At 67.9% G+C, this 22,106-nt stretch carries 21 protein-coding genes; 6 read left to right on the top strand and 15 right to left on the bottom strand.

The window, feature by feature from the left end; translation table 11 throughout:
• Positions 1-2 precede the first annotated feature (2 nt).
• Positions 3-1,631, bottom strand: coding sequence for a methyl-accepting chemotaxis protein (locus ACEN9O_RS21400; protein WP_495613824.1), 1,629 nt, complete (start codon positions 1,629-1,631; stop codon positions 3-5).
• 9 nt (positions 1,632-1,640) lie between these two features.
• Complete coding sequence (locus ACEN9O_RS21395) at positions 1,641-2,075, bottom strand: cache domain-containing protein (protein WP_495613823.1); 435 nt, start codon at positions 2,073-2,075, stop codon at positions 1,641-1,643.
• Positions 2,076-2,163: 88 nt separating this feature from the next.
• Here ACEN9O_RS21395 and ACEN9O_RS21390 point away from each other — a divergent pair, with 88 nt between their 5' ends.
• From ACEN9O_RS21390 to ACEN9O_RS21380, 3 genes are all read left to right on the top strand, one after another.
• Positions 2,164-2,493 (top strand): hypothetical protein, encoded by a 330-nt coding sequence (locus ACEN9O_RS21390; RefSeq protein WP_495613822.1) that lies wholly within the window; start codon positions 2,164-2,166, stop codon positions 2,491-2,493.
• 67 nt (positions 2,494-2,560) lie between these two features.
• Positions 2,561-2,974: a cupin domain-containing protein gene (locus ACEN9O_RS21385; RefSeq protein ID WP_495613821.1), complete on the top strand. Its 414-nt coding sequence runs from the start codon at positions 2,561-2,563 to the stop codon at positions 2,972-2,974.
• Positions 2,975-3,042: 68 nt separating this feature from the next.
• On the top strand, positions 3,043-3,756 hold the full coding sequence (locus ACEN9O_RS21380; protein WP_495613820.1) for a PA4824 family protein: 714 nt from the start codon (positions 3,043-3,045) through the stop codon (positions 3,754-3,756).
• 10 nt (positions 3,757-3,766) lie between these two features.
• Here the strand turns inward: ACEN9O_RS21380 and ACEN9O_RS21375 are convergent, their stop codons facing one another.
• Genes ACEN9O_RS21375 through ACEN9O_RS21365 form a run of 3 tightly spaced genes read right to left on the bottom strand, consistent with a single transcriptional unit; the run spans position 3,767 to position 6,467 of the window.
• Positions 3,767-5,200, bottom strand: coding sequence for a hypothetical protein (locus ACEN9O_RS21375; protein WP_495613819.1), 1,434 nt, complete (start codon positions 5,198-5,200; stop codon positions 3,767-3,769).
• On the bottom strand, positions 5,197-6,072 hold the full coding sequence (locus tag ACEN9O_RS21370; RefSeq protein WP_495613818.1) for an ABC transporter ATP-binding protein: 876 nt from the start codon (positions 6,070-6,072) through the stop codon (positions 5,197-5,199). The genes ACEN9O_RS21375 and ACEN9O_RS21370 overlap by 4 nt, the downstream gene beginning before the upstream one ends.
• Entirely contained in the window at positions 6,069-6,467 is a 399-nt protein-coding gene (locus tag ACEN9O_RS21365) for a GntR family transcriptional regulator (protein WP_495613817.1), read from the bottom strand. The genes ACEN9O_RS21370 and ACEN9O_RS21365 overlap by 4 nt, the downstream gene beginning before the upstream one ends.
• A gap of 113 nt (positions 6,468-6,580) precedes the next feature.
• Between ACEN9O_RS21365 and xth the strand changes: the two genes are divergently transcribed.
• From xth to ACEN9O_RS21350, 3 genes are read left to right on the top strand one after another with little or no spacing between them, the layout of a single operon-like run.
• Positions 6,581-7,366 (top strand): exodeoxyribonuclease III, encoded by a 786-nt coding sequence (xth, locus tag ACEN9O_RS21360; RefSeq protein WP_495613816.1) that lies wholly within the window; start codon positions 6,581-6,583, stop codon positions 7,364-7,366.
• Entirely contained in the window at positions 7,363-8,130 is a 768-nt protein-coding gene (locus ACEN9O_RS21355) for a histidine phosphatase family protein (RefSeq protein ID WP_495613815.1), read from the top strand. Before xth ends, ACEN9O_RS21355 begins: the two co-directional genes overlap by 4 nt.
• Positions 8,127-9,023 (top strand): NAD(P)H-hydrate dehydratase, encoded by an 897-nt coding sequence (locus ACEN9O_RS21350; RefSeq protein WP_495613814.1) that lies wholly within the window; start codon positions 8,127-8,129, stop codon positions 9,021-9,023. The genes ACEN9O_RS21355 and ACEN9O_RS21350 overlap by 4 nt, the downstream gene beginning before the upstream one ends.
• Positions 9,024-9,070: 47 nt before the next feature.
• Here ACEN9O_RS21350 and ACEN9O_RS21345 read toward each other — a convergent pair whose 3' ends face one another.
• The 10 genes from ACEN9O_RS21345 to ACEN9O_RS21300 all read right to left on the bottom strand — a co-directional run bounded on the left by ACEN9O_RS21345 (position 9,071) and on the right by ACEN9O_RS21300 (position 21,977).
• A complete protein-coding gene (locus ACEN9O_RS21345) occupies positions 9,071-9,778 on the bottom strand; it encodes a PEP-CTERM sorting domain-containing protein (RefSeq protein ID WP_495613813.1) in 708 nt (235 codons plus the stop codon).
• Between the two features lie 202 nt (positions 9,779-9,980).
• Entirely contained in the window at positions 9,981-11,648 is a 1,668-nt protein-coding gene (locus ACEN9O_RS21340) for a peptide chain release factor 3 (protein ID WP_495613812.1), read from the bottom strand.
• Positions 11,649-11,824: 176 nt separating this feature from the next.
• Positions 11,825-16,510 (bottom strand): PilC/PilY family type IV pilus protein, encoded by a 4,686-nt coding sequence (locus tag ACEN9O_RS21335; RefSeq protein WP_495613811.1) that lies wholly within the window; start codon positions 16,508-16,510, stop codon positions 11,825-11,827.
• 28 nt (positions 16,511-16,538) lie between these two features.
• A complete protein-coding gene (locus ACEN9O_RS21330) occupies positions 16,539-17,117 on the bottom strand; it encodes a pilus assembly PilX family protein (protein ID WP_495613810.1) in 579 nt (192 codons plus the stop codon).
• The gene (locus tag ACEN9O_RS21325; protein WP_495613809.1) at positions 17,117-18,304 is read right to left on the bottom strand and encodes a PilW family protein; all 1,188 of its coding nucleotides are present in this window, start codon (positions 18,302-18,304) and stop codon (positions 17,117-17,119) included. The genes ACEN9O_RS21330 and ACEN9O_RS21325 overlap by 1 nt, the downstream gene beginning before the upstream one ends.
• A 1-nt stretch (position 18,305) precedes the next feature.
• A complete protein-coding gene (locus ACEN9O_RS21320; protein WP_495613808.1) occupies positions 18,306-18,746 on the bottom strand; it encodes a type IV pilus modification PilV family protein in 441 nt (146 codons plus the stop codon).
• On the bottom strand, positions 18,743-19,384 hold the full coding sequence (locus tag ACEN9O_RS21315; RefSeq protein WP_495613807.1) for a prepilin-type N-terminal cleavage/methylation domain-containing protein: 642 nt from the start codon (positions 19,382-19,384) through the stop codon (positions 18,743-18,745). The genes ACEN9O_RS21320 and ACEN9O_RS21315 overlap by 4 nt, the downstream gene beginning before the upstream one ends.
• Entirely contained in the window at positions 19,372-19,797 is a 426-nt protein-coding gene (locus tag ACEN9O_RS21310) for a type IV pilin protein (RefSeq protein WP_495613806.1), read from the bottom strand. Before ACEN9O_RS21310 ends, ACEN9O_RS21315 begins: the two co-directional genes overlap by 13 nt.
• A gap of 119 nt (positions 19,798-19,916) precedes the next feature.
• Positions 19,917-21,290, bottom strand: a complete 1,374-nt coding sequence (locus ACEN9O_RS21305; protein WP_495613805.1) for a sensor histidine kinase — start codon at positions 21,288-21,290, stop codon at positions 19,917-19,919.
• 3 nt (positions 21,291-21,293) lie between these two features.
• Positions 21,294-21,977, bottom strand: a complete 684-nt coding sequence (locus tag ACEN9O_RS21300; RefSeq protein WP_495613804.1) for a response regulator transcription factor — start codon at positions 21,975-21,977, stop codon at positions 21,294-21,296.
• Positions 21,978-22,106: the final 129 nt, after the last annotated feature.

Here is a 22,106-nt window from a genome sequence, read left to right as displayed (position 1 = left end):
GCTCAGTTGCGCACCGACGCCAGCCGCAGGCGCACCACGCGGGGTGAGCCGGCCGGCAGCTTGGGGGGCGGCTCCATGCCCTCGTCCAGCTTGAACATCGCCACCGCCTTCGACAGATTGACCGCCTGCCGCTGCAAGCTCGATGCCGCGCTGGCGGCTTGTTCCACCAGCACCAGCTTCTGCTGCGTCACCTGATCCATCTCGACGATGGCCTGATGCATGCCCTGCAGGCCCTGCGCCTGCACCGCGCTGGCGGCGCTGACCTGGTCGATGATATCCCCCACCTGCTGCACCGACGCCACGATTTCCGCCATGCTGCTGCCGGCTTCCTCCACCGAGCGGCTGCCGCCCTCGATCTCCGCCACCGATTCGGCGATCAAGGCCTTGATCTCCAGCGCCGCCGTGGCCGAACGCTGCGCCAGCGTGCGCACCTCGCCCGCCACCTGCGCGAAGCCTTCGCCATGCGCGCCGGCGCGCGCCGCCTCCACCGCCGCGTTCAAGGCCAGCAGATTGGTCTGGAAGGCGATGCCGTCGATCACGCCGACGATCTCCACCACCTTGCGCGAACTGCCGCGTATCGCCGCCATCGTCACCACCAGCCGCTGCACCACGCTGCCGCCGCGCACCGCGAAATTGGTGGCGCAGCGCGCCAGCTGGTTGGCCAGCTGCGCGTTGTTGGCGGTCTGGGTGACGGTGGCGCTCAGCTCCTGCATCGAGCTGCTGGCCTCTTCCAGCGTGCTGGCCTGCGCCTCGGTGCGCTGGGTCAGGTCGACATTGCCCTGGGCGATCTCGCGCGAGGCAGTGTCGATCGACTGCGCCGACGCCAGGATGGTCTTCAGCGTGGTGTTCAGGTTGCGGATGCTGGTGTCCAGCGCGCGCGAGGTCTCGGCGATTTCGTCCTTGCCGTAGACCCGGTTCTTCACCGTCAGGTTGCCCTCGGCCAGGTCGATCGCGGCCGCGCCGATTTCGCCCACCTCCTTCAGCAAGGCGCGCCGCACCGCCATCGTCACCAGCAGCGACAGCGTGATCGACAGCACCACCACCGCCGGCATCACGGTCGACAGCGTCCGGAACTCGGCCTCGGCGTCGTTGTAGGCGCGCGCGCTGAGCGCCTGCTCCAGCCGCGACAACTCCTCCAGCCGCCGCGCCACCACGTCGAACGCCCGCTCCGCCTTGAACATGGCGTTGGTTGCCATCGACTGATCGGCCATGCTCAACTCGATGACGTCGCCGATCGCCTTCACGTACAGCATATGCGCCGCCTGCGATTGGGCCACGAAGCGGCGCTCGGCCGGATCGGCCTGGGTCGCCATCTCCAGCTGCGTGAACTGGCGGTCCAGCGCCGCGTGACGGGCGTGGATGTCGCGCACCAGCGCATCGATGCGCGCCGGCGAGAAGCTGGCGTTGATCCAGGTAAGCAGCTGGTAGATCTCGGTATGCGCATGGTTGGCGCCCGCCACCAGGTCGGCCGCCGCCTTGAGCCGCACGGCGCGCTGCTGCACCAGGTCGTCGAGCCGCTGGTTTTGCCGCACCAGGCCGGCAAAGGCGCCGATCGACAACGCGATCAACAGGATCAGCACCACCCCAGGCGCCAGCAGCAGCTTGGGGCCTATCCGCAGTTTGCTGAGCATGTTCACGGCTTAGTGCTTGTAGATGCCGGCTTCCAGCGATACGTCCCCGACCCGCAGCACGTAGGTGCTCTTGGCCTCCACCTTGCCCGTTTGCGGATTGCGGAACTTGTAGTCGACCCAGCCCGAGCCCTTGCCCTTGGCCAGCGCCACCATCTCCTGGCGGAACTGCTTGCCGTCGGCGTCCGGCACGTCCAGCAGGTTCTTGCCGATCAGCGCCGTGGTCGGGTGGGCGATGGTGATGCCGTCCAGGTCGCGCATGGCCAGGTACAAGGCGCCCTGGTTGAATTCCGGGTCCTTGCGGTTGATGCGGGCGATCATCTCGGCCTTGCCGTGCGTGCGCACGAACTGCGCGCCCCGCTCGGCCAGCGCGACCGCGTCTTTTTCATTGGGGGTGGCGTGCACGCACGCAGAGCACAACAGGGCGATACTGAATAAAGCACGCATGATTCACTCCGGCGGGTAAGATGTTGTAATCTACGCCGCATGCACTAGCGCAATCTTGCGCTTAGTCAAGGTCAACCACAGGACGTTCATGAAAGCATCGATCAAGGCAGCGCTGATCTCGGCATTGCTGTTTCCCGGGCTGGGCCACCTGGCGCTGCGGCGCGGCGCGCGCGGCCTGCTGTTCATCGTGCCGACGCTGCTGGCGGCCGGCTACCTGCTGCGCGCCACGCTGGCGCTGGCCGACACCCTGGTCACCGAAGTCAACAGCGGCAAGCTGCCGCTCGATCCGCTGCTGATCATCGAGCGTGTGCACAGCTCCGGCATCGACAATCCCGCCACCAACGGCGCGGCGCTGGTCTGCATCGTCTGCTGGCTCGGCTCGGTGGCCGACGCGCTGTGGCTGGGGCGCCACCGCTAGCGGCGCGCATCGGCGTACAATCGGCCGGCGCCGCCCCGGCGCCAGCCCTGACCTGAAAGGATGCGCCATGCCTACCGTCTCTATCGTCCGCCACGCCCTGCCCGCCTTCGCCGCCGCACTGCTGCTGGCCGCGGCCGCCGGCGCCGCCCAAGCCCAAGCCTCCGCCATCCACCGCACCGTGGTCCAGAAAGCCGACGTCTCGGTGCCGGGCCGCGAAGCCGTCGTCGCCCGGGTCGAAGTGGACGTGGGCGGCACGGCCGGCCGCCACTCGCATCCCGGCGACGAGATCAGCTACGTGCTGGAGGGCGAAGGCGAATTGCGCGTCGACGGCGAAGACCCGCGCCGGGTCAAGGCCGGCGAAGCCTTCGTGATCCCGGCCGGCACCATCCACGACGCGCTCAACGTCGGCAAGGGCCCGCTCAAGCTGGTCGGCGTGTACGTGGTCGAGAAAGGCAAGCCGCTGGCCACGCCGGCCAAATAGTTGTCATCACAATTTCATTTGGCGGTGGTAAAGTGGCGCCCCATGCCCTTGTAGAAAACTGAATACCGATGACCTTTTTGCCTCTCCAGGCCCGCGCGCGCGCAGCCGCATGCGCGCTGGCCTGCCTGCTGGCCTGCCCGTCCAGCCACGCAGGTCGGCCGATGACGGTCGATGATGCCGCCATCGTCGATCCCGGACACTGCCAGCTGGAGACCTATGCGCAGCGCGCCGGCCCGCTTGCCGAATACTGGGCCACGCCCGCCTGCAACGTCGGCGGTGCGTGGGAACTGGCGGTCGGCGGCGCCTGGGCTGATGACAACTCCGGCCCGCACAGCCTGACCACGCACCACTTCCGGCTGCAGGCCAAGACCGTGTTCAAGCCGCTGACGACCAACGGCTGGGGCCTGGGCCTGGTGCTGGCCGACCAGTTCCGCGCCGGCCGCGGCGGCGACGGCGACCTGTCGCTCAACGTCCCGCTCAGCATATCGCTGCGCGACGACGCCGTGCTGCTGCATTTGAATGCCGGCGTGATGCAGACGGAGACAGGCCGCCAGTATCACGCCACCTGGGGCAGCGGCGCCCAATTCAGGCTGGACGAACGCCACACCTTGACGACCGAAGTGTACGGCCGCCAGCACAGCGGCTCGCGCTACCAGCTCGGCATCGCCCGCGCCCTGATCCCGGACCGCTTGCAGATCGACGCCACCTGGGGCCGGCGCCTGTCCCGCAGCGGCGGCGGCCAGCCGGAGGTGACGGTGGGGCTGGTGTTCCAGTCCGACTAGCTTGCGGGCCTCAGGTCAGCAGCCGGCCGGCAGGCAGCACCGCCGGCAGCGACACCAGACGCTGCCAACGCCAGCGCAACGCCAGCAAGGACGCCAGCACGATGGCCGCAGCCAGCCAGAACAAGGGGAACGCAGGAATCCAGCGACCGATGCTCAGCACGGTCAGATACGCCGCCATCACCACGAAGGTCACCACCACCGGGGTGGCCTGGTTGGACGAGGCCGGTGCCACTGCGTAATTGCGCAGCAGCGCGCAGGATAGCCCCAACAGCAGCGCGCACAGCACGAAGGTCGGGCCGTACAGCTGCGGCGCGCCGAACATCAACGTGTCGAGACCGGCCACGCACAACGCCGCCACCAGCCACACCCGCAGGAAGCGCTTCAACAACTCGGCCCCCAGCAAGCGATTGAGCTGCGCGGCCGCCGGAGCGCCCGGCGTCAGCAGATACAAGGCTTGCTCGGCGGCGCGGCGGGAAGCGCTCCTCTGCAATTCGGCCGCGTATATCACCACCGCCACCATCACGCTAACCTGCACCAGTGAGCTATGCAGCATCTGCCGCAGCAGCTCCATGTCGCTGCCCACGCCCTGCATCAGCACCACCACCACCAGCGTGACCAGCAGCAGGCAGGCGTGGTAGCCGCCTTCATGCGCGGCCGGCCCGAAGGTATGCAGCAGCATGCTGCCCGGCGTGGCGCCGCCACGGCTGTCGCGGCGCAGGGCCGCGCGATAGCCCACCTGCAGGCGCATGATCCAGCGGTTCCTGCCGGCCGAGTCACCCGGCTTGGGCGCGTTGCCACGCATCCTGCGCAGCGTCGCCGCATGGCGCGCATACCAGGCCCAGTGACGATCGCCGCCGCGCGGGAAAACCAGCTGCAAGCCGAAGGCGCCCAGCACCGCCACGGCGACCAGGCCGATGCCGGTCAGCGCCGGCTCGTTCATCCCCTGCATCGATTCCCACAACGCGCGCAAGGGAGCCTTGAGCACCGAGACCGAAGCGATGATCAGTATCGACGGCAGGAAGGCCAGCACCGCATAGCGCTGCGCGTACAGCATGTAGCAGAACAAGGCGCCGACGCCGACCAGCGCGTAGCCGAAATGGCCGAACGCCAGCGCCACCATGGCGGCGACCAGCAGGCCGCAGGCCGTGTACAGCGCCAGCGTCACCACGATCAGGCGGCGGCGCAGCTGCGGCACCAGGCAGGCGTAGGCCGGATGGTTCTGCTGCACGGCGCTCTTCAGGAGCGCGCCGCACCAGATCAGGACCAGGAACGATACCGAGCCCGCCAGCACCGGTGCCACCACTTCCGGGCGGTCGAAGACGTACGCCAGCACCGGCATCATCACGACCACCAGCAGGATCATCGCGCTGATGCGGGTCAGCACGCGGCTGTCGCAGCGGTCGCGCACCACCTGCAGCAGCAGCTGTGTGTATGGGCCGCTCATTTGGTCACCTCGACGAACAGGTCTTCCAGGCTGAGGGTTTCCACCCGCAGGTCGGGGCCGGCGCGCAGGTCGGCGGCCTCCTGCCCGCTCAGGCGCGCCAGGATGCTGACGCCGCCGCTGCGGTCCTGCTGGCGGCGGATCTCGTCGCGGAACTGCAGGCGCGCCAGCGCCGCCGCCGTGCCGGTGATGCGGTGCGCGCTTTCCAGCAGGTCGTCCAGCGGCGCCTGCAGCGTGATCTTGCCGCCCTGGAGGAAGGCCACGTCCAGCGCCACCCGCTCCAGGTCCGACAGGATGTGGGTGGAGAAGATCACCGTCGTGTCGCGTTCGATCACGCCGTCCACCAGCTCGTGCAGGAAGTCGCGGCGGCCGACCGGATCGAGGCTGGCGACCGGCTCGTCCAGCACCAGCAGTTTCGGATCGTGGGCCAGCGCGCGGATGATGGACAGGCGCTGCTTCTCGCCGCCGGACAAACGGCCGATCTGCTTGTGGCGCGCCTCGCCGGCGAAGCCCCAGCGTTCCAGCAGGCCGCCCACCTTGTCGGCGTTCCAGTGCGGGTACAGGGCCTTGAAGTAGTCCAGCATCTGCACCGGCGTCAGCCACTCGAACAGTTCCGACTTCTGCGGCACATAGCCGATCCAGGCGCGCGCCTCGTCGCCCAGCTGCGTGGCGGGCTGGCCGAACAACGTGCTGGTACCGGCGTCGGCCTCGCGCAGGCCAAGCAGGCATTCGAGCAGGGTCGATTTGCCGGCGCCGTTGCGGCCGAGCAGGCCGATCACCTTGCCGGGCGCGATGTCCCAGCTCACGCCCTGCAGCACCTGCTGGCCGCCGAACGATTTATGCAGGTTGGCGACATTGACTATCGATGGCTTCATGGTTCTTCCTTCAGGATTTTATTGAACAGGGCAAGTACGGCATCGGGATCGAGTTCCAGCTGGCGCGCCTCCTCGGCGGCCCGCTCCAGCGTGGGCCGCAGCAGGGCCTCGCGCTCGTGGGCGCTGTGCGCATGCGCCCTGCGCTGGGCCACCAGCATGCCGACGCCGCGGCTGCGCGACAGCAGGCCCTCGGTCTCCATCATGTTGTAGGCCTTGGAGACGGTCATCGGATTGACGGCCAGCGCCAGCGCCACCTCGCGCACCGACGGCAGCACATCGCCCGGCGCCAGCACGCGGGCGGCCAGCAGGCGGCGGGTCTGCTCGATCAGCTGGCGGTAGATCGGCTCGGACGAACCGGTCGCAATCGAGTACAGGGAGGCGGAGTGGGAGGTCATCGCTTTTTGTATCGGTGTATTAGTTGACTAATACATTAATCCACAAAAACCGCTTTGTCAAGTATGTGCGCAGTCGCACGGTAGGGTTGATCGGGGCTGCGCATACTGGCGGCATGCGTATCGCCACCTTCAACGTCAACGGCATCACCAGCCGCCTGCCCGCCCTGCTCCAGTGGCTGGACGAGACCCGGCCGGACGTGGTCTGCCTGCAGGAGTTGAAGGCGCCGCAGGAGAAATTCCCCGAACCAGCCATCAACGCCGCCGGCTACCAGGCGATCTGGCATGGCCAGAAGAGCTGGAACGGCGTCGCCATCCTGGCGCGCGGCCGCCTGCCGATCGAGACAGGACGCGGCCTGCCCGGCGATCCCGAGGACGCGCAAAGCCGCTACATCGAGGCGGTGGTGGACGGGGTGCTGGTGGCTGGCCTGTACCTCCCCAATGGCAATCCGGCGCCCGGCCCCAAGTTCGACTACAAGCTCAAATGGTTCGAGCGGCTGACGGTCCACGCGGCGGACCTGATCGGCAGCGGCGCCGACGCGGTGCTGGCGGGCGATTTCAACGTCATGCCGACCGAGCTCGATGTCTACAAGCCGGAGCGTTGGGTGGACGACGCGCTGTTCCGGCCCGAGGTGCGCGCCGCCTTCCAGCGGCTGCTGGCGCAGGGCTGGTGCGACGCGCTGCGCACCATGCATCCAGGCGAAACGATTTATACCTTTTGGGATTACTTCCGCAACGCCTACGCGCGCGACGCCGGCCTGCGCATCGACCACCTGCTGCTCAGCCCGGGGCTGGCGCCGGCGCTGAAGGCGGCCGAAGTGGACCGCGAGGTGCGCGGCCGCGACAAGCCCAGCGACCACGCGCCGGTGTGGGTGGAGCTGGATCTGGAGGGCGGACGATGACGGAACAGAAATGGCCGCAGCAACTGTGGCTGGCGCGGCACGGCCAGAGCGCCGGCAACGTGGCGCGCGACGCCGCCGAAGCCGGCTCGCGGTTCCTGATCGATATCGCCGGGCGCGATGTCGACGTGCCGCTGTCGCCGCTGGGCCGGCGGCAGGCGCAGGCGATGAGCGGCTGGTTCGGCGCGCTGCCGGCCGCGACGCGCCCCAGCGTGGTGCTGTTCTCGCCGTACGCCCGCGCGCGCGCCACCGCGCAGGCGGTGCTGGAGGTGCTCGATCGCAGCCAGCTGCTGGCCGTGGCGGCCGACGAGCGCCTGCGCGAAAAGGAGTTCGGCATCCTCGACCGCCTGACGCCACTGGGCATGCGCGACAAATATCCTGAGCTGGCCGAGCAGCGCCAGCATGTGGGCAAATTCTATTTCCGCCCGCCGGGCGGCGAAAGCTGGTGCGACGTCATCCTGCGCCTGCGCAGCACGCTCGACACCATCACCCGCGAATACCGGGGCGAACGGGTGCTGATCGTCGCCCACCAGGTCATTGTCAACTGCTTCCGCTACCTGCTGGAGCGCATGGACGAGGACGCGATCCTGGCGATCGACCGCGCCGGCGACGTGCCCAATTGCGGCATCACAGAATACCGCTTCGATCCGCAGGCCGGCAAGCACGGCAAGCTGGTGCTGGTGCAGGCCAACTTCGTCGCGCCGCTGGAGCAGACCGGCACGCCCGTCACCCATCAGCCGGACGTGCCGGCCGCGCCCAAATCATGAGCCATTTGCCGGAAGCCACCGCCGTCAGCGCCGGCATGCTGCGCGACTGGGCGCTGCCCATGCCCGGCGGCGACGCCGACAAGGAAGTGCGCGGCCATCTGCTGATCGTCGCCGGCGCGCGCGAGATGCCGGGCGCGGTGCGGCTGGCCGCCACGGCGGCGCTGCGGGCCGGCGCCGGCAAGCTCAGTATCGCCACGGCGGCCAGCGTGGCGGTGGCGCTGGGCGTGGCGCTGCCCGAGGCGCGCGTGATCGGCCTGGATGAAACAGCGGACGGCGGCCTGCTGGCCGACGGCAGCGGGGCCCGGGCGCTGCGGCAGGCCTGCCAGCGTGCCAGCGCGGTGCTGATCGGCCCCGGCATGCAGGACGATGCCGCCAGCGCGGCGCTGGTGCGCGCGCTGCTGCCGCATTGCGTCCATGTCCCGCTGATACTGGATGCCGCCGGCATGCGGATCGCCGCCGGCGACGGCCAGCGCTTCGACAGCGCGGTGCTATTGACGCCGCACGCGGGCGAACTGGCCGGGCTGACTGGCGCCGACAAACTGGAAATCGCCGTCCAGCCGGAAGCGGCCGCGCAGCTGGCGGCGCAGCGCTGGCAGGCCTGCGTGGCGTTGAAAGGCGCGACCACCGTCATCGCCGCGCCGCAGGGACGGCTGTGGCGTCACCAGGGCGGCAACACCGGTCTGGCGATATCGGGATCGGGCGATGTGCTGGCGGGATTGATCGCGGGCCTGGCGGCGCGCGGCGCCGCGCTGGAGCAGGCGGCGTCGTGGGGCGTGGCGCTGCACGCGCTGGCCGGGGAACAGCTGTCGCTGCGCCACGGCCCGCTGGGCTACCTGGCGCGCGAGATCAGCGCCGAAGTGCCGGCCCTGCTGCGCGCCCTGTCCACCCATTAACAGCATATTGCAGTAGAACAGAACCGTGCGCTACCTAGCCACTGTCGTCAGGCGCGGTTCGCCGGGCGCCCCATTACCTTGCGCCGCGAGTACGCCAGCAACGCGACCGCTCCAATGCCGAACATGGCCGCGCTGGATGGCTCGGGGACTGGCGACTGAACGATGCCGACGCTGAAGTCGTAGCTGCGTAGGAAGGTGCCGGTCGCATTACCTCCGCCGATACCGCTGCCGACGACGGGGAAGTCGACGTTCCCGGTTCCGGCAAGGCCCGAGTTGTAGAGCAAGTACGAGGCCCCACCGTTGGCAAAACCGATCGGCTGCCGGTAGCCTGGGATGCTCTGCTCATACAGGCCGGCAAACACAGTCGTTGTCGATCCAAGGGTGAACGTATTACTTCCTCCAAATGTCGCCGACGTGAAGGAGCCGGCCCCGCCGTGCGGGTCGAAGACGCTGTCGCCCACCGCGACGACGTTGTAGTGCGAGCCGTCGTAGGTGGCGAGGAAAGGAGCTACCGTCCCGCCGACAAAATTGCCGCCCCACTGCGAGAATTGGTAGTTGAACGTGGAGGCCGAGTAGTTGCCCGCACCGAGCGTCCGGGATGCCGTCAAATCGACGATGAGCAAGCTGATAGCCGAGTCGTTGGCGTCGATGTAGACATCACCCGGACCGACAATGGTGTCGGCTTGCGATTGTCCGGCATGGAGCAAGCAGAAGCTCAGTGCGAGCGTGGCGGATATGCTTTTCGTGAAAGTCATCTAATTGCCTTCTTTTTTAGGTTGAGGGACCAGATCGGCTGCAGAGGGGCACGGACGGAGCGAGACACACAGAATATTTTCTTGACTACAAATTTGTCGATAAAGCAACTGCAGGCTAAATGAACTCGCAGGACATGTCAACGAAAATCACGGAGGGAGGGGGGGGGCCGTCGAGGACGGACGGCCCGGTATGGAATGACGCTTACACCAGCTTGGCGGAGTGCTCGCGGGTGGCGTGGAACTGCAGCTTGGGCCAGCGTTCCTGCGTCAGGCGCAGGTTGACGCCGGAGGTGGCCAGATAGGCCAGGTTGCCGGCGGCGTCGTAGGCGACGTTGTGGCCCAGCGCGTCCTCGAAGTCGGCCAGCGCCTTCTTGTCGTCGCTGGAGACCCAGCGCGCGCTGCTGATGCTGGTGCCCTCGAACACGGCGTCGACGCCGTACTCGTTCATCAAACGGCTGGCGACCACCTCGAACTGCAGCACGCCGACCGCGCCCAGTACCAGCTCGCCGCCCTGCACCGGCTTGAAGACCTGCACCGCGCCCTCCTCGCCCAGCTGCTGCAAGCCCTTGTGCAGCTGCTTGATCTTGAGCGGATTACGGATGCGCACCGAACGGAAGAAGTCCGGCGCGAAGTACGGAATGCCGGTGAAGGTCAGCAGCTCGCCTTCGGAGAACGAGTCGCCGATCTGCATATTGCCGTGGTTGGGCAGGCCGATGATGTCGCCGGCGTACGCCTCTTCCACCTGCTCGCGCGAGGACGCCATGAACGTCACCACCGACGACACCTTGATCTCGCGGCCAAGACGCAAATGCTTGACCTTCATGCCGCGCTCGAAGCGGCCGGAGCACACGCGCAGGAAGGCGATGCGGTCGCGGTGGGCCGGGTCCATATTGGCCTGGATCTTGAACACGAAGCCGGTGAACGGCTCTTCCTTCGGATCGACCGCGCGCACGGTGGCGTCGCGCTCGCGCGGGGCCGGCGCCCAGTCCACCAGCGCCGACAGGATCTCGCGCACGCCGAAGTTGTTGATCGCCGAACCGAAGAACACCGGCGTCTGCACGCCCGCCAGGAACTGCTCCAGGTCGAACGGATGCGAGGCGCCGTGCACCAGCTCCACTTCCATCTTCAGCTGGTCCATCTCCAGCGGGAACATCTCCGTCAGGCGCGGGTTGTCGATGCCCTTGATGATCTCGAAGGCGCCGTCGGCCTTTTCCTCGCCGGCCTTGAACAGCATGATGGTGTCGTTGAGCAGGTGATACACGCCGCGGAAGTTCTTGCCCATGCCGATGGGCCAGGTCACCGGCGCGCACTGGATCTTCAGCACCGATTCCAGCTCGTCGAGCAGTTCCAGCGGATCGCGGGTTTCGCGGTCCATCTTGTTCATGAAGGTGACGATCGGCGTGTTGCGCATGCGGCAGACGTCGAGCAGCTTGATGGTCTGCGCTTCCACGCCCTTGGCGGCGTCGATCACCATCAGCGCCGAGTCGACCGCCGTCAGCACGCGGTAGGTGTCTTCCGAAAAGTCCTGGTGGCCCGGGGTGTCGAGCAGGTTGACCACGTGGTCGCGGAACTCGAACTGCATCACCGAGGAGGCCACGGAAATGCCGCGCTGCTTCTCGATCTCCATCCAGTCGGAGGTGGCGTGGCGGCCGCTCTTGCGCGCCTTGACCGTGCCGGCCATCTGGATCGCGCCCGAGAACAGCAGCAGTTTTTCCGTCAGCGTGGTCTTACCGGCATCCGGGTGGGAGATGATGCCGAAGGTGCGGCGGCGCTGCACTTCACGGGCGATCAGGGCCGGGGGCCTGGCATTGGCCGGGGAGCCGGCGTCGTCGTTATTCTCGGGTGTTACGTTTTCGATATCGTTGACCATTTGTTCGCGATCTGAGGCGGGGCTGCAAAACCCTCAATTTTACCGATAGTTGGCCCCGCCGTGTGAACTGTTTGCCCGCGGACCCCGCAATGCCAGGCTGGGGTCTGACCCCGTCCGGGGTCCGACCCCTTGGTGGTCCGGCCAGCGTTGCGGTGAAGGTGGCGGGTTTCAAGGCCCTACTCCCCTTTCACCCTGCGCCAGCCCGTGCGGTGGGCGTCGGCCGAGATCTGCTCGGACAGCGGCGAGGTCTTGTTGGTGCCGTCGGCCAAGGTGGTGATCATCTTCAGCTGGCCGTTCGGCAGGCGGATGATGATGAAACCGACCGCCGCCGAAGTGTTCGACAGGGTCGCCCCGACCGGATGGGTGCCGATCGCCTGGCCGTTGCAGACATTGACCTGGTACAGATTGCTCGAGCCGCCCACCGAGCAGGCCGACGACGACGACGGCAGATTGGTCACCACATTGGCCACGCCGCTGACGATCTGCGGGTCCAGGTTCATGCGCTCGCCGGCGTTGACCGACCAGTCGAAATACCAGCCGTCCTTCTGCGTCAGGTCGACCGGGTTGCTGGTGACCTGGTAGGTGTTGGTGTTGCTGCTCGATCCGAGCAGGCTCAGGGTCTGCTTCACCATGCTCGAGCCGCGGATGTCGGCGATCGGGGTGGCGCTGTCCTTGAGCAGGTACAGGCTCTGCACCGAGGCGTCGGAGGTGTCCGGCACGTCCAGCAGGCGGCCGGTGCCGAACAGCACCACCCGCTTGCCGCTGGTGGTGGTGGTGGTGACGCCGGCCACGGTGGTGGTGATCTGCACCGCGCACATGGTCACGTCCGGACGGGTGGTGATCGGCTTGTTGACGCCGGCGTTGCCCAGCATGCTGACCGTGATCGCGCCCGAGGACGCGCTCAGGTCGAAGCGCCACATCTGGCCCAGGTTGTCGCCGCCGTACACGTACTGCACGCGCGGATCGGCGCCCGGATCGTCGCCGATGGCGGAAATCTTGGCCAGGCCGGAGGGCGTGGTGGTGTCGCCCGAGTTGTTGGTGATCTTGCTGATCAACTCGCCGGTGTAAGCGTCCAGGATGTACAGGAAGCCCTTGCCGGTGCCGGTGCCGACGCCGTCGGTGCCGGGCACGTTGTTGTAGCCCGAGGTCAGGAACACCACCCAGCGGCCGTTGGCCAGCGTGCCGAACTGCGGGTTGCCGAAGGTCAGGCCGAGGTCGCCGTCGCTGAGCGGGCAGACCGCGGCGTCGGCGCAGAACTCCCACAGCTGCTTGGGATTGCTGGTGTCGGTGATGTCGAGCGCGTAGTAACCGCGGCCGCCGCCGTTCAGGCCGGCCACCAGCACGGTGCGCCAGCCCACCGAGGCCTTGACGTCGGCCACTTCCGGCGAGCCGTCGGTGGTGAACTGGTGGTTGGTGCCGTAGGTGGTGCTGGCCAGCGCGTACAGCTTCTTCATCGTGATGCGCGGCACGTAGGCCCACAGCTCGTTGCCGGTGGCCGAGTCGAAGGCGTGCAGCATGCCGTCGTTGGCGGCGGTGAACACCGTGCCGGTGCGGTACTTGGCGCTGCTTGGATTGCCGTAGGTGTCCTTGAAGGTCACGTAGTCCGGGTCCGGGTAGTCGTTGCGCGGGTCGCGCACGAAGGCCGGCTTGGACGAGGCGATGTCGCCCAGCACGATGGGGATGGGCCCGGCCGCGCCGGCCGGGGTGTTGAGGGTCAGCGTGTAGGCGCGGAACAGGCTGTCGTCGGCGTACTGCTGCTGGCCGCGCAGGTAGTTGACCAGGTTGTTGCCGTCGTTGACGAGGGCCTTGTCGCCGGCCGACAGCAGCACGCATTGCGACAGCGCGGTGCACTTGTTGGCGAACCAGCCCGGGGCCGGCCCCTTCATGTTGGCGAAGCGGAAGGCATCCGGCGCGCTGGCGACCGCGCCGCTGGTGTTGTACATGTAGATGGTGCGGGTGTCGCTGCTGTCGCCGACCTTCTTGCCCAGCGTGTCGCTGGTGGTCCAGGTGGCGGTGTTGCCGACGCTGCCGTCGGTGCTGTCGATCTTCTTGTCGGACAGCTCGCCATACCACTTCACGGTGGTGAAGGTGTCGGAGAAGATGTCGTTGTCGGTCAGCGTGATGTTCGGCGTCGAGGTGGCAGCCGCTGCGGCCGCGCCCACGTGCACCTGCATGTTCGACAGCGCCTCGCTCAGGCCGCCCACCACGTCTTTCGGGTCCTGGGCGCTGAAGTACTTGCCGTGGCCGTTGATGGCGGCGTGCCACAGGTCGTCGACCCGCTCCTGCACCGTGCTGGCCGTGTTGGTGACGTCCGGGTCGGGCCAGACATAGGCGCCGCCGCCGTTCCACGGGCAGCCGCTGGAGGCCGCCGTGATCAGGTTGTAGAAATCGCCGCCGGTCTTGGGCGCGGTGTCGTAGTTCGGCTCGTAGGTCATCACGCCGTCCACGCCCAGGCCCAGCGTGTAGGTGTTCATGTGCAGGTGGGTGTTCTCGCCGCCGGCCGCCGGCACCGAGCCGGGCTTGCTCATGTCCGGCTCCAGCGCCGGCCGCAGCGACACCGTGGTGGTGCTGGAGCCGCCGTTATACCAGTGCAGCGCCACGTCCGAGATCGACGGCTGCGTCTGCGCGCGCGCGTCGAGGCAGCCGCGCGCCAGGGTGCAGAAGCGCGCCGGGTTCTCGACGTTGTCGTTGTTGACCACGTTGGCGGTGGAGCTGCCGTTCCAGTAGCCGTCGGTGGTCAGGATCATGAAGTTCTGCTGGCACGGGTACTGCACCACTTCCTGGCCGGCCGCGTAGTTGTACGGCGTCAGGTTGCTGAACATGCGGCCGACGTTGTCCATCGCGGTGCGGATCGGCGTCGAGCCCGAGGTGGTGGTGTTGTACAGCGTGGTGTACCAGCTGGCGCGGGCGCTGCCGGTGAAGTCGGCCGGCTTGAGGTCGATGGCGGCGCCGGCGCCGGCGTTCGACAGCTTGACGTAGCCGACCTTGTAGTTGGCGGTGATGGACGCGAAGGCGATGCCGATCGAGGTCTTCATCATTTGCAGCCGGCTCTTGTAGTACACATACCAGTTGGCGAAGTTGTTCATCTCCTCGGCATAGGTGCAGGTGCTGCCGGCGCAGTCGGTGCGGTCGCTGCCCTTCGGATAGGTCTGGCCGCTGACGATGTTGACCCGCACGAAGGGATTGGGCGCGCCGGAGCCGGCCGTCAGCGCCGTGGTGGTGGTCGGGATGGTGTCGTTGACGGCGGCCACGTAGCCGCTGGAGGGGGTGGTGGTCCAGGTGACCGAACCCTGGTTATCCATGGTAAAGGCGCTGATGGTGGCGGTATCGTCGGTCGAGGCCGAGTTCACCAGGCAAACGCTGCTGGTGGTGTAGCCGGCCGGGCAATTGCTGCTGTTGCCCAGGTAGGCCTTGATGGTGCCGGCGGTGCCGACCTTGGTCACCAGCGCCGAGGCGATCAGGGCCGGCGTCTGGCTCTTGCCCAGGCTCAGGTAGCTCGGGGTGCTGGTGGCGGTGCCGCCGACCAGGACGGTGCCGGCATAGCTGAGGTTTTTCAGGATGGCGGTCTGCGACGACGAGGTGGCCGTGCCGCCGAAGGTGACCACCGCCCGGGACGGCGCGTAGGCCGTCACCGCGACGGTCGGCGAGGTCACCGCGATGCCCCAGCCGGCGCGCGAACTGTCCGTGACGGTGACGCAGTTGGCGACGCTGACGCTGCTGGTGCAGCTGACCGGCAGCACCGCCACCAGGTTGTCGGCGCCGAGGACGATGCCGAACACGCTGCAGGCGGGCACCGTGGCCTGGCCGGTCGGGGTCTTGACGCAGGCGTAGTACAGGCTGGTGGAGGCGGCGCCCTTGCCCACCGAGGTGGCGATGATGTTGGCGGCCAGCGCGCTGGCCAGGGTCTGCTGCTTGATCAGGCTGTTGGTGCCGGTGGCTGCCGTGACCGTGGCGTTGGTGACGGTGATGGTGCCGTTGACCACCACGCTGCTGATGCCGAGCGAGCTGGCCGTGGCCGAGGCGCCGATGGCGATGGTGCCGTAGGATGCGGTGGCGCCGGTCGGCTTCGAATAGCCGGGGTAGATGAAGGCCCCCACGCGCTTGCCCTGGCACTGAGTCAGCAGCTTGTCGCTGCACCAGCGCACCTTGGCCGGCACCGGATAGCCGGCCGGCGCGGTGGCGCCGATGGCGGTCGAGACGCAGGTCTTCATGCTGTCGTCGGTGCAGAACTGGCCGATGCCGATGGTGTAGTAGTAGGGGCCGGTGGTGATGGCGCTGGCGGTCTGGTAGGTGGCGTCCGGATAGGTGTAGCTGGCGGTGTTGAACTGGCAGACGCCGCTGCCGTTGCACCACTTCAGGTCCGGGAAGCCGGTCACCAGGTTGATGTTGGAGGTCACCGTGTTGCCGGCCATGTCGGCCTTGTGGGCGCCGAAGCCGTCGCCGCTGACCGAGGTCCAGTTGCTGGTGTTGGCGGCGTTCTGCTCCGGATAGTAGCTGCCGTCGGACTTGATCGGCACCAGGTAGCGGATCTGCGGGTTGTAGTACTGCTTGTTGAAGTCCGGGCTCATGAACGGCGGGTGGCCGACCGCGCAGGCCGTGATGCCGGCCTGCAGGGTGGCGGCGCTGCGGCACAGGTTGTCGTTGACGTAGTCCGGCGTGTAGGTCTGGTCCATCGAGCCGGAGTTATCGAACAGCAGCATCAGATTGGGCTTGACGGTGCCGGTGCCGGTGATGTTGAGCAGCGGCACCTGGGCGATCTGGGTGGTCCCCGCCAGCGCCGGCTGCGACGCGCACAGCAGCGCGGCAAAAGCAAGAGCCAGAGCCGGGGCCAGCCCGGTCAGCGCGGAGGGTAGCTTGTGCATGATGGTTCCAATCAAAAAGACGACGGCCTCACGGCCCTTTCATGACAACTGCTTGCGTGACCACATTGCCGCCACGGGCGCCGACAATGCGCGCCGTCACCACGTAGTGCAGCTGCGGCTGGTCCAGGTAGTTCGGGCTGTCGACCCGGCCGCTCTTGCCGTAGGGCTGGGGGGTCTTGGAGTTTGGCCGCGCCGAGGTCAGCAGGCAGCGGTTGCCGGGCGCGTTGAAGGCGCCGGCAAAGTCGCACAACCGGTGGATCACATACTCGACCCGGTTGCCGGAGGCGTCGGCCGCCAGCGTGACCGAGCCCTGCCAGAAGGCCGGGGTGCTGGCGGTCCAGGTCGGCGTCAGGGTGGCGACGTAGCCGTTGGCCGGCTGGTTGTTTTCCAGCAGCGAGGCGCTGGGCATCGAACGCAGGTAGGCGAAGGCCGTGTGGATGCCGAGGTCGGCCGCCTTGCTGAGCGAGGCGTCGTACGCCAGGTTGGAGGTGGTCAGCGTGGTCGAGGTGCTGGACTTGAGCAGGTAGATGCTGCTCACCAGCATCACCGTCAGCATGATCAGCATGATGGGCAGCGCGATGCCGCGTTGTCGGGTGGACTGGCGCATCACGGCCTCCATTGGGCGTTGCGGATCGGGACGATGGTCTCGAACACGCGGTAGCGGTAGCACTGCCACGACACGCTGTCGCCGGCCACCGCCACGTTGACCTGCACCGGCACCGCCGCCACGCCGGCCGGGGCGGCGCCAGCGAACACGGTGGGCCGCACGGTGGTGGCGGTGCACTGACCGGCCGAGTTCGGCTTCTCGGTGTTCTTGCTGCGCGCCACCACGGCGATGCGCACCGCGGCCACCCGCTGGAAGTCGCCGGGGCTGCCGACCACGCCGTCGCTGTCGGCGTCGATCATGGTGCCGCTCCAGGTGGTGATCTGCATGCCGTCCGCGCCCGGATTGGGGTCGTAGGGATTGGGGCCGGGCGGGCGCGCGTCGAAGCCGTACTGGGCCTTGATGCTGACCACGTTGTCGGTCACCGACACGCCGGCCTGTTCGGCGCCGGGCAGCTCGCTGGCGCGCAGCAGCAGCACACCGTTGGCCACGCTCCAGGTGTGGAAATGCAGCAGCGTGGGCGAGCCGAGGTTGTAGATGTAGGCCAGGTTCTGCTTGTAGGGCCTGGGCAGGCCGGCGGCCGGGTTGAAGCGGTAGGCGCCGCCGGTGGCGACCAGGATGGTGCTGTTGGGCGCGGGGCCAAAGCCGGACAGCTGGAACAGGCTGCACTGGCCGGAGCCGGGCGTCATCGGCGCGATCACCAGCACGTCGCCGTTGCTGAAGGCGTAGGGGTTCTTGCTGTCGACCGTGATGGTGTTGCCGACCGTGTAGTCGGCAAACAGCTTGACCGAGCCGGCGCCGGCCTGCGAGGTGCCGCTGTTGAAGGAGATCACATCCGGGTCGGCGCCGTTGGACTGGATCACCGCCGCCGCCAGCGGCGTGAAGTTGGCGCCGCCGCGCTGAGCGGTCGCCAGCACGTAGCCGTTGGCGTCGGAGAACACGGTGTCGCAGCCGGCCAGCATCGGATCGTTCAGGCCCCAGCCGGCCTCGGTGGCGTCGGCGCTGAGCGAGAACAGCGCCAGCATGCCGTTCTGCATGCTGTCCGAACCGCCGACGGCGGCATCCTTGTTCTGTTCGCCGCTGATGATCAGGCGCGTGGCGAACAGCAGCGCCAGCAGGCCGATCACCACGCTGACCATCAGTTCCACCAGCGAGAAGCCGCCGCGGCGGCGTGAGGTATGGATGTCCATGTCAGAGCGCGATGTAGGAGGTGACCAGATGCTGGTTGAGGGCGTCGCTGGACTTGCGCTTCCACTTGATGGAGATATCCACCTGGATCCGCAGCTGCTGCGGCGTCACCACCACGCCGACGATGGCGCCCGGAATCGCCGCCTTGGTCTCGTCCACCCAGGGCTGGGTGGCGGCGGTGGCCGCCCCGCCCTCGATGGCGCCGTAGTTCAGCAGGTTGTTGCTGTCGGCGTTCATGGTGCCCAGCAGTTTTTCGCCGGCCAGCGTGGCCTCGGCCCGCAAGCTGGCGTCCGACAGCGCCGAGTAGGCGCGCGCCTGCAGGCCGACAGTGCCGATCAGGCCGATACCGAGGATGACAATGGCCAGCATCGCCTCCAGCAGCGCGATGCCGCCCTGGCGGCGCCCGGGCCGGCGGTGCTTGGTGGGTTGGGGAGCGGATTTCATGGAGGACAGGCCCTGGTGTCGGTGTGGGGAAGCCGCGGATCGCACTTGCTGGCCATGCCGGCCAGCGTGATCACCAGCGCCACCACCGGCACCTCGCCGGCGTACCGGGTGGCCGGGTCGAGGCGCAAGCTGGTCAGGCGCTGGCCGAAGCGGGTGTCGACCCAGCCGATCGGCGTGTAGTAGACCTGCGAACTGCCCTCCGGCTGGGTGGTCGGAAGCAGCACCTCCGAGTTCGGCAGCGCATCGGCCGCGCGGCGCACCGACTTGTAGCCGGCCGCGCCCTCGGGATCGTTGGCGGCCGGCGCGTTGACGCTCGACCAGCCGTCCTCGGCCGCGCCGCACTGGGTGGCCGGCGAGACAAAGCAGATATCGACCTGCCAGTCCATCTGCCCGCTGTTGACGTTGGGCGTCAGCGAAATCCGGCTGAAGCTGTTGTGCATCACGGCCTGGCGGCGCGCCAGGCTGAAGCCGTCCGCATAGAATTCGCTGGCGCTGCGCGCCCGGTTGCTGAGCAACCAGTTGCTGGCGTTCGGAATGCCGATCCCCAGCATGAAGGCGAAGATGGTCAGCGTCAGCAGCAGCTCCAGCAGCGTGAGGCCACGCTGGCGGCGCCGGGCCGGCGGCGTCAGTTGGAACATGCGCCACCTTTATGGTCGACCCAGCACGAAGTGCTGGTGCCCCAGCCGGCCGGACTGCCGGTGGTGGCGTGGGTGCCGTTCTGGTCGATGGTGTAGATGAAGCCGTTCATCTTGCCGATGCCGGTGGCCGTCAGCGTGTAGCTGGAGGCGCTGGCCCCGCTCAGCGCGTAGGTGAAGTAGCTGCTGTTGGTCGGAAAGGTGCTGGCGCCGTTGAAGCCGACGTAGGTGCGGTTGTTCGACCAGAACTGCTCGGCCGCCGGCTGGGCGCCGCCCAGCGCGGTGAACGCTTCGCTGAGGCGGCCGCGCTTGACGTAATCGCTGTAGGCCGGGATCGCCACCGCCATCAAAATGCCGACGATGGCCACGGAGACCATAATCTCGATCAAGGTAAAGCCTTTTTGGACACGCTTCATGGCCCGCTCCCGCCTGGTTTTCCGATGACTGGAGTGTAGCGGCCCTAGCTTGCATTTCCCTGAGGAAATGCTGACAAATTCCTGACGCGAGTGAAAAGGCAGCGAAAAGGCGGGAAAAACTAGCGGAAATGCACAGAAAACAGCGCGCCCCGGCCGCCGGCGGCCTCGGCGACGGTGAGGCTGGCGCCGTGGACGGCGGCGATGTCGCGCACGATCGCCAGGCCCAGGCCGCTGCCGGTGGTCTTGTCGTCCAGCCGCACGTAGCGGCTGAACACCTGCTCGCGCTTGCCCAGCGGGATGCCGGGGCCGTTGTCCTCGACGGTCAGCCAGCCGCCCTCGCCGTCCGGCCGGCACGCCACCGTCACCGTGCCGCGCGCCGGCGTGTAGCGGATGGCGTTGTCGATCAGGTTGTCGATCAGGTCGCGCAGCAGGAAGCGGTCGCCCAGGATGGTGACCGGCTGCAGATCGAAGCCGAGGTCGATCGCCTTGAGCGTGGCCTGGTCGACGAAGGACTGGATCGCGACCTCCACCAGCGCGTCCAGCGCCACCGGCTCGAGCCGGGTCTTTTCAAAATGGCCGGGCTCGGCGCGGGCCAGGGCCAGCAGCTGGTTGGTCTTGCGTATCATGCGTTCGGTGGCCGACAGCATCAGCTTGAGCGACTGCGCGGTCTCCGGCTCGGCGTGGCGCGCGCCCAGCCATTCGAGCTGGGTCTTCAGGCCGGCCAGCGGCGTGCGCAGCTGGTGCGCGACATTGGCCAGGAACTCCTGCCGCGCGTGCGCGCCCCGGCTGACCTTGTCCAGCAGGCCGTTGAAGGCCGACACCACCGGCTCCAGTTCGTAGGGCACCTGCGCCGCCGCGATCGGTTCGAGGTCGTCGCCGTCGCGCGCGTTCAGGCCGGCGCGCAGGCGGTTCAGTGGCAGCAGGCCGTTGCTGACCGAGAACCAGATCAGGCCGACACAGGCCAGCGCGAACAGCGATTCCAGCAGCACCAGCGCGCGCACCACGGCCTGGCGGATCTGGGTGCGCTTGCGCAGCGTCTTGGCGACGCCGATGCTGGCCTGCAGCGGCGCGCCGCCTGCCACCGGCAACGTCAGGCGCAAGGCCACGCCGCGCACGGCTTCGCCGCGCACGGCGCCGTCAAAGGCCAGGGCCGGCTTGCTTGCGCCCTCCTCCGCCCCCGCGCGCGGCAGCGGCGGAAAGTCGGCGTCGCCGGCGATGGTCCGGCCCGCCTGGTCGCGCACCACGAAATAGACGGCGTCGGTGTCGTCGCTGCGCAGCACTTGCTCGGCCTGGCGCGGCAGGTCGATGCGCAGCTGGCCGCCGTCCGCGCCCAGGCGCGCGCCCAGCGCGGCGGCCGCGCCGGACAAGCCCTGGTCGAACGCCAGCTGGGCCGGCAGCCAGGCCAGCATATAGGTCAGCGCGCCGCCGGCCAGGTTGATCAGCAGGATGGGGCCGATCAGCCACTTCAGCAGGCGCAGCCGGATGCTATTCATTGTTCATGATGCGTGCGGGGCCGGGGCCTGCTCCAGCATGTAACCGAAGCCGCGGATGGTGCGGATCGAGACGCCGGCGTCGGCGATCTTCAGCCGCAGGCGCGAGATGTAGACTTCCACCGCGTTCAGGGTCAGGTCGTCGCCCCACGGCAGGATGGCGTCGATGATCTGCTGCTTGGACACCACGCGCGCGCCGTGCTGCAGCAGGTATTCCAGCACCGCCCATTCGCGCACCGACAGCTCGATGGTCTTGTCGCGCACGCGGGCGCGCTTGGCCGACATGTCCAGCGCCAGGTCGCCCAGCGCCAGCACGGTGGGCTTGGGGGTGTTGCGGCGCGCCAGCGCGCGCAGCCGCGCCACCAGCTCGGCGGTGGCGAAGGGCTTGACCAGGTAATCGTCGGCGCCCAGCTCCAGGCCGCGCACCCGGTCCTCGATGGCGTCGCGCGCGGTCAGCAGCAGCACCGGCACCTGGCTGCCGCGCGCGCGCAGGCGCCGCACCACCTCGAAACCGTCGATGCCGGGCAGGCCGATGTCGAGCACCACCACCTCGGTGTGCTCGGCGCGCTGCAGCAGCGCGTCGGCCTGGGTGCCGTTGCCGACCACCTCGACCGCCATGCCGTGGCCGCTCAAGACCCGGTTCAGGCCATCGGCCAGGACGGCGTCGTCTTCCACCACGAGTACATGCATGTTCTGTGCGCCAGTCGAATTGGATTTGTGCATTATGCACGCGCCCCGCGGAGAACAACAGGGCTCATGTAGGACCAGGACTACAAAGTGCCATGTTGCAAGCCTACATTTGTGCGTCCCCTCCTCTTA

The sequence above is a fragment of the Duganella sp. Dugasp78 genome, from assembly GCF_059491455.1.
This window is presented reverse-complemented; position numbering and strand designations above follow the sequence as displayed.